Here is an 11,580-nt window from a genome sequence, read left to right as displayed (position 1 = left end):
CGGTACTTGGTGGGTGTTCCTCCGCGGGTAGAGCACCTGGTTGTGGTCCAGGTGGCCGCGGGTTCAAGTCCCGTCACTCACCCTGTGGGAAGGCCCCGGTACGCGAAAGCGGACCGGGGCCTTCCGCATGTTCTCCAGGATGCTCTACGAGGAGGCGCGGACCACCAGCTGCGCCGGCAGGACCACCGACCGCTCCCCCGGGCCGCCGGGTTTCCCCGCGATCCGCTCCAGCAGCAGCCGGGCCATGGTCCGGCCCATCTCCTCGACGGGCTGCCGCACGCTGGTCAGCGGCGGGTCCAGGTGGCGGGCCAGCTCCGAGTCGCCGAAGCCGACCACCGCCACGTCCTGCGGTATCCGGCGCCCGGCCGCGCGCAGTTCCCTCAGGGCTCCGGCCGCCAGCACGTCCGAGGCGGCGAAGACGGCGTCCAGCGCGGGGCGGCGCTCCAGCAGCTCGCGCACGGCCCGGCGACCGCCCTCCTCCGCGAGGTCCCCGACCGAGATCAGCGCCTCGTCCACGGGGTGCCCGGCATCGGCCAGGGCCTGCCGGTACCCCTCCAGGCGGCCTTGGGCCCCGTACAGGTCGAGGGGACCTGTGAGCGCGGCTATCGCCCGGCGGCCCCGCTCCAGGAGGTGGCGTACGGCCTCGGCCGCACCCGCCCGGTCGTCGCAGTCCACGCTCGGCAGCGCCTCGCCGGCCGAGCGGCGCCCCCCGATCACCGCCGGTATGCCCAGGCGCACCGGCAGCTCCGGCAGGGGGTCCCCGGCGCCCACCGACAGCAGCAGCACCCCGTCGACCCGGTGTCCGGCCAGGTACCCCTCCAGGCGGCGGCGCTCCCGCTCGCTGCCCGCCGGGGCCAGCACCAGCTGCACATCGGTGTCGGCCAGCGCGGAGCCGACTCCCCGCACCACCTCGGCGAACCACCCCCCGGGGAAAAGGGGTCCCCCGGGGTCGGGAACGACCAGGGCGATGGCGTCGGCGCGGCCGGCGGACGGGCGGCCTGCGTCGGTGCGGTTGGCGGCCAGTGCCCGGGCGGCCCGGTTGGGCACGTACCCCAGCTCGGTGACGGCGGCCTCGACGACGGCCCGGGTCCGCGCGCTCACCCCGGGCGAGCCGTTGACCACGCGGGAGACGGTCCCCCGCCCCACTCCGGCCCGGAGAGCGACCTCCTCCAGGGTCGGCCGACCCCCACTGCGCCCGTGACCCTTCATGGCTGCCTCCCGGCTGCCGAATCTACTCCCCGGGAAGGACCGGGGGGCCTGCCGGAGGCGGCCCGTTCCCCTCAGCCCCCGAAGGCCTCGGCGTGGTCCCGGGCCCAGGTCTCGAAGGAGCGGGCGGGGTGCCCGGTGAGCTGCTCGACGGCGTCGGTGACGGGGACGGGCAGGCCGTCGCTGGCGGCCCAGAAGTCGAGGAGGGCGTCGGCATACGGGCCGGGTATGTAGTCCGCCATCTCGGCCTTCCATTCCTCGGGGGTGACGGTGGCGAAGGGCACGGGCCGGTCGAGGACGGAGCCGAGTATCGCCAGCTGCGTCGCGAAGGTCAGCGACTGCGGGCCGGTCAGGGTGTAGGCGCGGCCGCCGAGCTCCGGGTCGGTCAGGACGGCGAGGGCAGCCTCGGCGATGTCGGCCTCGTGGACCGGGTCGCAGAAGGACCCCGGGTAGGGCAGGTGGACGGGGCGGCCGGACTTCAGCGGCCAGGACCAGCTCATGGCGTTGCTCGCGAAGGAGCCGGGGCGCAGCAGGGTGGTGCGCAGCGGGGAGGCCAGCAGGGCCTGCTCGACCGCGAGGTGTCCGGCGGAGATCGGGCTCCCGGCCGGGTCGGGGCCGAGTACCGACGAGGAGGACAGCAGCACCACATGCTCCACGCCGGCGGAAACGGCCTCCTTCACGAAGGCTTCGGCGGCGGAGGCCTCGGCGTAGAGGAACACGGAGCGGACTCCGGCCAGCGCGGCGGGAAAGGTGGCGGGGTCGGAGAGATCGCAGTGCACGGCATCAGAGGTGCCCCGTTCACGGGAGCCGAGGCGGAAGGGGATGCCGCGGGCGGTGAGGAGGCCGCTGAGGGCGCGGGCGACGGCGCCGCGGCCGCCGGTGACGAGGATCGACATGGTGAGACTCCTGCTCTGTTCATGATGAAGCGCCCGGTAGGCTGAGTGCCCAACGTGGCGCAGATTCTGCGTTGCGAATATTCTGCGTGACACAGATAAATCTCAGGCATGGAGAAGCCGATGTCAACCGATTCCCCTCGTCCGGGTGAGTGGAGCCGCGCGGAGCTGCTCGCGCGCATCGTCACCGAGAGCCAGCGGCACTACGCCGACTACTCGCTCTTCACGCAGGCCATGGCCGACCACGTCGGCCTGCACCCCACCGACATGCAGTGCGTGGCCCTCCTCGACATGGAGCCCGGGCCCGTGTCCACCGGGGACATCGCCCGCCTGACCGGGCTCACTTCGGGTTCCGCCACCCGCCTCGTCGACCGGCTGGTGAAGGCGGGCGTCGTCGAGCGGCGGGCCGATCCGGAGGACCGCCGCCGCTCCCTCGTCGTCCTCGCGCCCGCCGCCCGCGAGCGGATCGGAGCCGCCTGGGACATCCCCGGCCGGGCCTTCGGCGCCGTACTGGAGGGCTACTCCGACGCCGAGCTCGCCATCATCGGGGACTACCTCCACCGCGCCGCCGAGGTCGGACGGACCCAGGCCCAGCGGCTCCACGCCGAGAACCGCGCCTGAGCACCCCGGGGCGGCCGGCGCGGCCGTACGGCGCCGTCGGCAGCGCGGCGTCCGTTACGACGACCGCATCGCCGCCAGTCCCTTCGCCAGGTCCTCGGTGTTCATGACGGGGCTGACGTCGATCTCGGCGTTGAACTGCAGGTAGAGGTCCTCGAACAGCGAGGGCATCGTCGAGCTGTCCTGGAGGTCGAAGACCATCCAGAGGGACCGCACGCCCTCGTGCGGCCCGAAGTAGGCGGCCTCCGGCTTGACGGTGTCCATCAGCTTCTTGACCGCCTGGGTCAGGGCGCCGGTCTTGACGCCCTCGTTGGCGGCGGCCGTGTCCAGGTGCGCCCGGAGCATGACTCTCATGCGTGGCTCCTCTCGTCACCACCACGCTCCGCGCGGGCCTCCGGACCGGCAACATGTGCGCCGCCGTACGGGCCGGGCCGTCGGGCGACGGGTTCGGCCCGGGAACCCCGGCGCGAACCGCCCGGCCGCCCGGGTCGGTCAGTTGCCCCGCCGCTTGCGCCGGCCACGCCGGACGGCCGCCCCACGGCCGCCGCGCCGGGCCCGGTCGTCGAGGGCGATCCACACCCGGACCTCGGTGCCGCCGAGCACGGAGCGCCCCAGCCGGACGTCGCCGCCGGTGGATTCCGCGACCCGCCGCACGATGTCGAGGCCGAGGCCCGTCGAGCCGTCCCGCCCGCCGTCGTTGCCGCGCCGCAGGGCGGCGTCCGGGTCGGCGATGCCGGGGCCCGCGTCGGAGACGAGGACGATGACGGCGTCGCCCGCGTCGTGCACGTCCACCGAGAAGGGGGTGGCCTCGGGGGTGTGCCGGAAGACGTTGCCGAGCATGGCGTCGAGGGCGGCGGCGAGCTCGGGACGGGGTACGGGGACCCGTACGGGGCGGGTCACGCCCGCGAGCCGGACCTCGCGGCCCTCGTCCTCGGCGAGCGCCGACCAGAAGGCCATCCGGTCGCGGATCACCTCGGAGGCGTCGCATCCGGCGCCCGCGAAGCCCTGGGTGGCGGGGCGCTGTTCACGGGCGGTACGGATGATCGTGTCGACCTCCCGTTCCAGCTGCTCCACCGCGGCCCGGGTGTGTTCGGCGGCCGGGCCGTCGCCGAGCGAGGCGGCGTTGAGCCGCAGCACGGTCAGCGGGGTGCGCAGCCGGTGGGAGAGGTCGGCGGCCAGCTCCCGTTCGTTGGCGAGGAGTTCCACGACCTGGTCGGCCATGGCGTTGAACGCGACGGCCGCCGAGCGGAGTTCCTTCGGGCCGTCCTCGGCGACGCGTGCCCCGAGCCGCCCCTCGCCCAGCTGCTGGGCCGCGTCCGCGAGCCGCTCGGCGGGCCGTACGAGGCGGGCGCCGAGCCGGTCGGCGACCGCGACGGAGCCGATGACGAGCGCGAGCCCGACCCCGGCGAGGACGACCCAGGCGGTGGTGACGCCGTTGCTGACCTCGCTCTCCGGGACCAGGATCTCGATGACGGCGATGTCGCCGGAGCCCAGGGCGGTCGGCTGGAGCAGCGCCGACCCGCCGCCGGCGACGTGGGCGGTCGTCGCCCGGCCGAGGCTGCGGGTCTCGGCCACGGCACGGGCGCCCGCCCAGCCGTCGCCGATGTCCACGGGGGCGGCGCCGCCGATGGCGGGGACGTGGACGGCCATCCGGCGCGCGGCGCCCATCTGGGTGGATTCGACGGCCTTGCGCAGCTGGAGGGGGTCGGTGGTGATGGACAGGGTCGGCCCCATGGTGGCGGCCTGCCGTTCGGCGTTGGAGAAGGCCCGGTCGCTGGCCATCTCCCGCACCACCAGCCCCAGCGGTACGGCGAAGGCCAGCACCACCATGCTGGTGACCGCGAGGCACACCTTGACCAGGGCCCATCTCACAGCGGCGGCTCCAGCTTGACTCCGACCCCCCGCAGCGTGTGCAGGTAGCGGGGGCTGGCGGCGGTCTCGCCGAGTTTGCGGCGCAGCCAGGACAGGTGCACGTCGATGGTCTGGTCGTCCCCGTACGACTGCTGCCAGACCTCGGCGAGCAGTTCGCGCCGGGCCACGACCACCCCGGGCCGCCCGGCGAGGAAGGCCAGCAGGTCGAACTCCCGCCGGGTGAGGTCGAGTACGGCGCCGTCCAGCTCGGCCTGGCGGCGCAGCGGGTCGATGGCGAGCCCGCCGACGCGCAGGACGCGCGAGGGCGGTTCCACGGCGGCGGCCTGGGAGCGGCGCAGGACGGCGGCCATCCGGGCGGAGAGGTGCTCGACGGAGAACGGTTTCGTCAGGTAGTCGTCGGCGCCGTCGTTGAGCAGCCGGACGATCTCGGCCTCGTCGTCGCGGGCGGTGGCGATGATGACGGGCACGTCGGTGATGCCGCGCAGCATCTTCAGCGCCTCGGAGCCGTCGAGGTCGGGCAGGCCCAGGTCGAGGATGACCACGTCGAAGCGGTGGTGGGCGACTTCGCGCAGGGCCTCCAGGGCCGTGCCGACGCTCCGCACGGTGTGGGAGGCCTCGCTCAGGTGCCGGATCAGGGCGGAACGCACGAACTGGTCGTCCTCGACCACGAGCACACTTGCCATGGCCGCACCGTAGTCCATTCGGGGGACCCCGGGAGGTGCCGGGCCACCTCTGTGACGGGTGGTGCAGGATGTCCCCTGATGCGACGAGGACTTGTACACGCCATGGCGTGGGTGCTGGCGACCGCCGCCGCGGTGACCCTGTCGTGGTGGGGCGTGCACACGGTCATGTCCGGGACGGCCTACGATCCTCCGCTCGCGGTTCCGCTGACGACGCGGCCGCTGTCCTCCTCCACGCAGGGGTCGACGCCGCCGCCCGGCCCCCCGGCGTCCCCGTCGCCCTCACCCTCCACGGGCTCCCCGTCCCCATCCCCGTCCGCGAAGCCCAGGCCCGCGTCCTCGGCGGCCCGGCAGCCGGACGAGGACCCGGACGGCGGCGGCTCCGGCGGCGGACCGGGCACCGTGAAGGGCTACTCCGTCTCGGGCGGCCGGGTCGTCTTCGACCTCGGGACCTCCTCGGCCGGGCTGGTCTCGGCCACCCCCGAGGCGGGCTGGCGGATGCAGGTGTGGAAGCAGGACTTCTGGATCCGGGTCACCTTCACCCGGGACGGCCGCGAGGTGTCGGTGTTCTGCACCTGGCACGACCACCCGCCGGTGGTGGAGATCGTCGACCCCTGACGCCGCCCGGCCGCGTCCTACCGGAACACCGACGGCGGCGGCTCCGGCGACGCCACCGCCCAGGCGTCCGCGACGGGGGTCGCCCCGCCCGTGAAGTCCGCCAGGGCCCGGCCGTGCTCGACCCGGCCGGGATGCGGGTCGCTCGCCACCCGGCGGGTGAACTCCGCCACGGGCAGCTCCCCGTCGGCGGCGACGAGCACCGCGTTGCCGAAGCGTTTCCCCCGCCACACCACCGGGTCCGCCGCCAGCGCCAGCTCCGCGAACCGGGAGGCGGCGGTGGCGATCTGCCCCCGCAGGTGGGCCAGCGGCGGACCGTCCGCGAGGTTGGCCACGTACCACCCGCCCGGCTTCAGGGCCCGGCGTACGTCGTCCAGGAACTCGGCGCTGGTCAGGTGGGCCGGGGTGCGCGCCCCGCTGAACACGTCCGCGACGACCAGGTCCGCCCAGCCGTCCGGCACCTTCGCCAGCCCCGCCCGCGCGTCCACCGCCCGGACCCGGACCCGCGCCTGCGGGTCCAGCGGCAGGTGTTCCCGTACGAAGGCCACCAGGGCGGCGTCGATCTCCACGATCTGCTGGGTCGAGCGGGGGCGGGAGGCGGCCGTGTAGCGGGCCAGGGTGAAGGCGCCGCCGCCCAGGTGCACCACGTTCAGGGGCTGCCGGGCGGGCGCGATCAGGTCGATGAGGTGGCCGATCCGGCGCTGGTACGCGAAGTCCAGGTGCCCGGGGTCGTCGAGGTCGACGTGGGACTGCGGGGCCCCGTCGATCAGCAGGGTCCAGGCGCGGGCGCGTTCGCGGTCGGGAGCCAGCTCGGCCTGGCCGCCGCCCACCTGCCCGACGACGGGCCCGGCGGCCTGACCACCGTCCCGGTCGCCCCGGCCGCCCTTGCCCCTGTTCTTGCCCTTGCCTGCCACCTCCTCATTATGGCTGGTCAGCGGCTCACCGGCAGTTGTCGGCCGCCTCGATCAGCCGGGCGGCCTCGCCGAGCGCGGCGCGCAGCACCTCCGGGTCGGTGACCGGACCGACGGCTTCGGGGGGCAGCAGCCAGCCGGTGCCGCCCGCGGTCGGGGAGACGGCGTCGCCGAAGCGCACGCCGCGCCCGTTGGTCTGCGTACAGGCGCTGCCGGGCAGGTCCCAGGCGTCGGCGGTGCCGGGCGGGACGAGGAAGCCGAGGGTGCCGCCGGAGCCGTCGTGGAGCACCGGGCCGACTCCGGGGGCGGCGTGACCGGCGCCGCGGCGGATGATGTCCACCGCCTCCAGGCCCTGCCGGGCGGGAACGGTCACCAGGTCCAGTGCCGGGGCCGGAGCCGGGAGGGTGGCGGCCGGGGCCGGTGTGGGGGTCGCGCCGGGTCCGGGCGCGGTGTTCGTACCAGTGCTGTCCATGCCGGCCTCCACCAAGGGGAACCCCTCCTCGATCCGTATCCGCATGGGTTCAACGCACGGGAGCGTCAACGGGTGCGGCGGCAAGACGCCGCAAAGGATGGCAGTTCATGGCGGATGGCGGGTGAGATATCCGTTTTGTAGCCAAACACCGCGTGAACCGGCCTTCGTCGGCGGTACGTTCGTGCGCGCCGGAGCCGCGCTCCGGGGCGAGATCGACAGGGATCAACCGGGATCACCTGAGATTGTCCAGAGAGGCCACGTCCATGGCGGCGTCCCCCCACTCACCCAACTCCTCCTTCCGGCGGCTGCGCGGGCAGCACTCCCCCGCCGAGTTCGCGGCCCTGGTGCGCCGGGCCGCACGGGAGATCGGCGAAACGGTTTCCTGCGACGCCCGCTACATCGGCCGGGTCGAGTCCGGGGAGATCCGCTGCCCCAACTACGCGTACGAGCGGGTCTTCCTCCACATGTTCCCCGGCAGCACCCTGGCCGATCTCGGCTTCTCCCCGCGCGAGGCGGTGCGCGGGCGGTCCGCGCAGCGCGCCCTGCCCGCGCCCCCCGTCTTCTCCCACCTCATCCACCGTTCCAAGGAGAGCGACGTGCTGCGTCGCGCGTTCATGGCGGGCGGCTCCGCGACCGTGGCGGCCGCGACGCTCAGCCTCACCCTGCTCGGCGACACCCGCCGGCTCCCCTCCCGCGCGGGCGAGGCCGAGGCCGCCGCCGTCGAGGACGCGGTCCGCCAGATCCGGCTGCTCGACGACCGGCACGGGGCCGACGCCCTCTACCGGCGGGCCGCCCAGCCCCTGCGCACCGCCTACGCGCTGCTCGACGCGGGGGCCACCCGCCAGTCCACCGAGGACCGGCTGCACGCCGGGGCCGGGGAACTGGCCGTCTCGGTGGGGTGGCTGGCGCACGACTCGGGCCGCTTCGAGGACGCCCGCTCGCACTACGCGGAGGCCCTGGCCACGGCCCGGGTGTCGGGGGACGCCGCCCTGGAAGCCCACGCGTTCAGCAACATGGCCTTCCTGGCGCGGGACGTCGGGCGCCCGCGCGAGTCCGTACGGGCCGCCCAGGCGGGCCGGCGCGCGGCGCGCTCGCTGGGCTCGCCCCGGCTGCTGTCGCTGCTGGCGCTGCGGGAGGCCGGCGGCTGGTCGGGGCTGGCCGACCGCAGGGCCTGCGAGGAGGCCCTCGCGCGGGCGCACACGGAGTTCTCGCGGGGCGAGTCGGGCGCCGACCCGGAGTGGATGTCCTTCTTCGGCGAGGCCGAGCTGGAATCGCTGGAGTCCCGCTGCTGGGCGTCGCTGGGGGAACACGCCCGCGCGGCCCGGCACGCCCGGCGGGCCGCCGACCTCCAGGACCCGCACTTCGCGCGCAACGTGGCCCTGTACACGGCCGAGCTGGCCGAGGACCTGGCCCGCGCGGGCGCCCCCGACGAGGCCGCCTGGGCGGGCGGCCGGGTGCTGGACCTGCTCACCGAGGTCCAGTCGACCCGGATCCAGTCGATGCTCGCGGGCACGGCCCGCACCCTGATCCCGCACCAGCGGTCGCCCCGGGTGGGGGCGTTCCTCGGCCGACACGCGTCTGCCTGAAGGGCGGCCCGACTGACCGGGCGGGGCTGCGCCCGAGGCACCTGGGGCTCCGCCCCAGACCCCGCTCCTCAAACGCCGGAGGGGCTGGATCTGGCTGGCGTCAGCCCGCACGCGGCGATTGAGGGGCGGATCTACGTGTCCAGGTGGCCCGTGTCGTTCCAGCGCTCCAGCGCGGGGGCCCCGTAGGCCCAGCCCAGGACGGACAGGGAGGTCGGGTCCAGCCGGATGCGGGCGCCGAAGGAGGCCTCGAAGCCGAGCCAGCGGGCGGCGAGGGTGCGCAGGACGTGGCCGTGCGCGAAGACCAGGACGTCGCGTTCCGCCGAACGGGCCCAGGAGACGACCTCGTCCGCGCGCGCCGCGATGTCCGCGACGGACTCTCCGCCGGGGACCCCGTCGCGCCAGATCAGCCAGCCCGGCCGGACCGCCTGGATCTCGGCCGGGGTCATGCCCTCGTAGTCGCCGTAGTCCCACTCCATGAGGGTGTCCCAGGGTTCAGCCTGGAGCCCGAAGCCCGCCAGGTCGCAGCTCTCGCTCGCGCGGACCAGCGGGCTGGTGCGCACCTCCAGGCCGCGCAGGCCCGCCCAGGGCTCGCGGGCGAGGCGCTCGCCCAGCAGCTTCGCTCCCTGCCTGCCCTCTTCCAGCAGCGGTACGTCCGTGCGCCCGGTGTGCTTGCCGAGCCTGGACCATGCCGTCTGGCCGTGGCGGGCCAGCAGGATGCGGGGGGCCATATCTGTTTCTCCCGGTCCGTGGGGGTTCATCCGCGATGCGGTGGTTCAGTCGTCCGCCCATCATCCACGACGTGAACGCGGGGCAACTCGGCCCGTCCGCCGGGCGTCCTACCCCTCATGACCAAACGGCTTTGGCCCACGCGCTGGTGGGCGGAACTGCTGCTGCTCGGACTCGTCTACGGTGCCTACTCGGGCGGCAGGCTCCTCGCCCGGGGCGACGCCGGCCTCGCCGTGGACCACGGACTGGCGATCCTGCGCGCCGAGGAACTGCTGCGGATCGACTTCGAGAGACCCCTGAACCGGCTGTTCTCCCACACCGGCCCGCTCGGCATACCCGCCGACTTCGCCTACGCGTCCCTGCACTACCTGGTCACCCCGGCCGTGCTGGTCTGGCTCTACCGCCGGCGGCCCGCGCACTACCGCACCGCCCGCACCTGGCTGGTGGCCTCCACCCTGCTCGGCCTGGCCGGCTTCGTGCTGCTGCCGACCTGCCCGCCCCGGCTGCTCGACGCCTCGTACGGGTTCACGGACACGATGGCCCACTACAGCGCCTACGGCTGGTGGGGCGCCGAGGCGAGCGCCCCGCGCGGGCTGGGCGCGCTGACCAACCAGTACGCGGCCATGCCGAGCCTGCACGTCGGCTGGGCCCTGTGGTGCGGACTCCTGGTGTGGCGCCACGCGCGGCGGCCGCTGGTGCGGGCGCTGGGTCCGGCCTATCCCGCGCTGACCGTGGTGGTGGTGATGGGGACGGCGAACCACTACTTCCTCGACGCGGTCGGCGGGGCCGCCGTGATGGGCGCCGGGCTGCTGATCGCGCGCCGCGTCGCCGCGCGGCGGCGGACGCAGGAACGTTTCTCCCGAGGGGCTCAACCGGCCCGTTTTCGCGGTACGTCCACGATTGTCAGTGGCGGATGGGACACTTCCGCCCGTGAGCTCCTACCCGCCCGCCGCTCGCCCGCGGAAGACGACGCTGCGCCGGCGCCTCGCTGATCTGCGCGGCCCCGCCGTGCCGCCCCGGCCGCTCGACGCCCGGTCCCTCGCCGCGCTCGCGGCCAACCCCGGCTGTGGCAGACGGGCCCTGCTCGACGGTGCCGGGGTGGACAAGGGCGCGCTCGCGACCGCCCTGGGATCCCCGGCGGCCTTCGGGCAGTCGCAGTTCGCCATCATCCGCGGCAACTCCTTCGAGGCCAAGGTCAAGGGGGACGGCGGAGCCGAGCTGCTGCGGCTCGCGCACGCCCGGCTGGGCGGCGCCGCCGAGCCGCCCGGGCCGGACGCCCGGGTGCCCGATCTGACCGCCGCCGGGCCCGAGGGCCGCGCCGCCCGGACCGCGCTGGCCCTGCGGGAGGCGACCGCCGCGGGGGCGTGGACGCTGCTGGACCATCCGATGCTGGCCCTGGAGGTGGCGGGCACCCCCGCCTACCTGGAGCCCGACGCGGTCGTGGTGGACCCGGGCGGCCGGTGGACCGTGGTGGAGATCAAGTCGTTCCCGATGATCGACGGGGCCGCGGACTCCGCGAAGGTGGGCGCCGCCGCGCGGCAGGCCGCCGTGTACGTGCTGGCCCTGGAGCGGACCGCCGCGAAGCTGACGGGGGCCGAGGTGGACCACCGGGTGGTGCTCGTCTGCCCGAAGGACTTCTCCAACCTGCCCACCGCCGCGCTGGTCGACGTACGCCGGGAGCGGTCGGTGACCGTGCGCCAGCTGGAGCGGCTGACCCGGGTCGAGGAGCTGGCCGCCGGTCTGCCCGAGGGGCTGAGCTTCGACCCCGCCCGGACCGCCGGGGAACTGACCGAGGCCGTCTCCGCCGTCGACGCGGCCTACGCCCCCGAGTGCCTGGCCGCCTGCGAGCTGGCCTTCCACTGCCGGGAGCGGTCCCGCGCCGCCGGGGAGCCCACCGCGCTCGGCCGGTCCGTACGGGGGGAGCTGGGCGGGCTGACCACCGTCGGGGCGGCCCTCGCGGCGGCCGCCGGCGCGGGCCCCGCCGACGGCTCCGCCGACGAC

Annotated in this window: 13 protein-coding genes and 1 tRNA gene; 6 read left to right on the top strand and 8 right to left on the bottom strand. The window is 75.1% G+C overall.

The window, feature by feature from the left end:
* The first annotated feature begins 9 nt into the window (after positions 1-9).
* A tRNA-His gene (locus tag ACFV0Q_RS29935) sits at positions 10-82 on the top strand.
* A 62-nt stretch (positions 83-144) separates the two neighbouring features.
* Here the strand turns inward: ACFV0Q_RS29935 and ACFV0Q_RS29930 are convergent.
* Both ACFV0Q_RS29930 and ACFV0Q_RS29925 read right to left on the bottom strand, forming a co-directional pair.
* A complete protein-coding gene (locus ACFV0Q_RS29930) occupies positions 145-1,209 on the bottom strand; it encodes a LacI family DNA-binding transcriptional regulator (RefSeq protein ID WP_385009491.1) in 1,065 nt (354 codons plus the stop codon).
* Between the two features lie 71 nt (positions 1,210-1,280).
* Entirely contained in the window at positions 1,281-2,102 is an 822-nt protein-coding gene (locus ACFV0Q_RS29925) for an NAD(P)H-binding protein (protein ID WP_385009490.1), read from the bottom strand.
* 120 nt (positions 2,103-2,222) lie between these two features.
* Here ACFV0Q_RS29925 and ACFV0Q_RS29920 point away from each other — a divergent pair, with 120 nt between their 5' ends.
* Positions 2,223-2,720, top strand: coding sequence for a MarR family winged helix-turn-helix transcriptional regulator (locus tag ACFV0Q_RS29920; RefSeq protein ID WP_385009489.1), 498 nt, complete (start codon positions 2,223-2,225; stop codon positions 2,718-2,720).
* Between the two features lie 54 nt (positions 2,721-2,774).
* On the opposite strand, the gene ACFV0Q_RS29915 is transcribed toward ACFV0Q_RS29920, so the two are convergent.
* The 3 genes from ACFV0Q_RS29915 to ACFV0Q_RS29905 all read right to left on the bottom strand — a co-directional run bounded on the left by ACFV0Q_RS29915 (position 2,775) and on the right by ACFV0Q_RS29905 (position 5,272).
* On the bottom strand, positions 2,775-3,071 hold the full coding sequence (locus ACFV0Q_RS29915) for a hypothetical protein (protein ID WP_385009488.1): 297 nt from the start codon (positions 3,069-3,071) through the stop codon (positions 2,775-2,777).
* A 138-nt stretch (positions 3,072-3,209) separates the two neighbouring features.
* Positions 3,210-4,589, bottom strand: coding sequence for an ATP-binding protein (locus tag ACFV0Q_RS29910; RefSeq protein WP_385009487.1), 1,380 nt, complete (start codon positions 4,587-4,589; stop codon positions 3,210-3,212).
* A complete protein-coding gene (locus tag ACFV0Q_RS29905; protein WP_385009486.1) occupies positions 4,586-5,272 on the bottom strand; it encodes a response regulator transcription factor in 687 nt (228 codons plus the stop codon). The genes ACFV0Q_RS29910 and ACFV0Q_RS29905 overlap by 4 nt, the downstream gene beginning before the upstream one ends.
* 78 nt (positions 5,273-5,350) lie before the next feature.
* Between ACFV0Q_RS29905 and ACFV0Q_RS29900 the strand changes: the two genes are divergently transcribed.
* Complete coding sequence (locus ACFV0Q_RS29900; RefSeq protein WP_385009485.1) at positions 5,351-5,887, top strand: hypothetical protein; 537 nt, start codon at positions 5,351-5,353, stop codon at positions 5,885-5,887.
* Between the two features lie 17 nt (positions 5,888-5,904).
* Here ACFV0Q_RS29900 and ACFV0Q_RS29895 read toward each other — a convergent pair whose 3' ends face one another.
* Positions 5,905-6,798, bottom strand: coding sequence for a spermidine synthase (locus ACFV0Q_RS29895; RefSeq protein ID WP_385009484.1), 894 nt, complete (start codon positions 6,796-6,798; stop codon positions 5,905-5,907).
* A gap of 25 nt (positions 6,799-6,823) precedes the next feature.
* Positions 6,824-7,312 (bottom strand): hypothetical protein, encoded by a 489-nt coding sequence (locus tag ACFV0Q_RS29890; protein WP_385009483.1) that lies wholly within the window; start codon positions 7,310-7,312, stop codon positions 6,824-6,826.
* A 218-nt stretch (positions 7,313-7,530) separates the two neighbouring features.
* On the opposite strand from ACFV0Q_RS29890, the gene ACFV0Q_RS29885 reads away from it, so the two are divergent.
* Complete coding sequence (locus tag ACFV0Q_RS29885; RefSeq protein ID WP_385009482.1) at positions 7,531-8,853, top strand: tetratricopeptide repeat protein; 1,323 nt, start codon at positions 7,531-7,533, stop codon at positions 8,851-8,853.
* A gap of 131 nt (positions 8,854-8,984) precedes the next feature.
* Here ACFV0Q_RS29885 and ACFV0Q_RS29880 read toward each other — a convergent pair whose 3' ends face one another.
* Positions 8,985-9,581 carry a histidine phosphatase family protein gene (locus ACFV0Q_RS29880; protein ID WP_385009481.1) on the bottom strand — a complete coding sequence of 199 codons (597 nt, stop codon included), beginning with the start codon at positions 9,579-9,581 and terminating at the stop codon, positions 8,985-8,987.
* 117 nt (positions 9,582-9,698) lie between these two features.
* On the opposite strand from ACFV0Q_RS29880, the gene ACFV0Q_RS29875 reads away from it, so the two are divergent.
* Positions 9,699-10,571, top strand: coding sequence for a phosphatase PAP2 family protein (locus ACFV0Q_RS29875; RefSeq protein WP_385009480.1), 873 nt, complete (start codon positions 9,699-9,701; stop codon positions 10,569-10,571).
* On the top strand, positions 10,510-11,580 hold a 1,071-nt coding region (locus ACFV0Q_RS29870), incomplete at its 3' end, for a hypothetical protein (RefSeq protein ID WP_385009479.1). The genes ACFV0Q_RS29875 and ACFV0Q_RS29870, both read left to right, overlap by 62 nt.

It is taken from the genome of Streptomyces sp. NPDC059564, from assembly GCF_042735575.1.
In the GTDB taxonomy this organism is placed as follows: Bacteria; Actinomycetota; Actinomycetes; order Streptomycetales; family Streptomycetaceae; genus Streptomyces.
The sequence above is the reverse complement of the archived record's forward strand: the minus strand, read 5'-3'. Positions and strand labels throughout refer to the sequence as shown.

Excerpts from the sequence above, each read along its gene's own strand:
- ACFV0Q_RS29930 (WP_385009491.1), bottom strand. The coding sequence starts at position 1,209 with ATGAAGGGTCACGGGCGCAGTGGGGGTCGGCCGACCCTGGAGGAGGTC.
- ACFV0Q_RS29925 (WP_385009490.1), bottom strand. The coding sequence starts at position 2,102 with ATGTCGATCCTCGTCACCGGCGGCCGCGGCGCCGTCGCCCGCGCCCTC.
- ACFV0Q_RS29920 (WP_385009489.1), top strand. The coding sequence starts at position 2,223 with ATGTCAACCGATTCCCCTCGTCCGGGTGAGTGGAGCCGCGCGGAGCTG.
- ACFV0Q_RS29915 (WP_385009488.1), bottom strand. The coding sequence starts at position 3,071 with ATGAGAGTCATGCTCCGGGCGCACCTGGACACGGCCGCCGCCAACGAG.
- ACFV0Q_RS29905 (WP_385009486.1), bottom strand. The coding sequence starts at position 5,272 with ATGGCAAGTGTGCTCGTGGTCGAGGACGACCAGTTCGTGCGTTCCGCC.
- ACFV0Q_RS29900 (WP_385009485.1), top strand. The coding sequence starts at position 5,351 with ATGCGACGAGGACTTGTACACGCCATGGCGTGGGTGCTGGCGACCGCC.
- ACFV0Q_RS29890 (WP_385009483.1), bottom strand. The coding sequence starts at position 7,312 with ATGCGGATACGGATCGAGGAGGGGTTCCCCTTGGTGGAGGCCGGCATG.
- ACFV0Q_RS29885 (WP_385009482.1), top strand. The coding sequence starts at position 7,531 with ATGGCGGCGTCCCCCCACTCACCCAACTCCTCCTTCCGGCGGCTGCGC.
- ACFV0Q_RS29880 (WP_385009481.1), bottom strand. The coding sequence starts at position 9,581 with ATGGCCCCCCGCATCCTGCTGGCCCGCCACGGCCAGACGGCATGGTCC.
- ACFV0Q_RS29875 (WP_385009480.1), top strand. The coding sequence starts at position 9,699 with ATGACCAAACGGCTTTGGCCCACGCGCTGGTGGGCGGAACTGCTGCTG.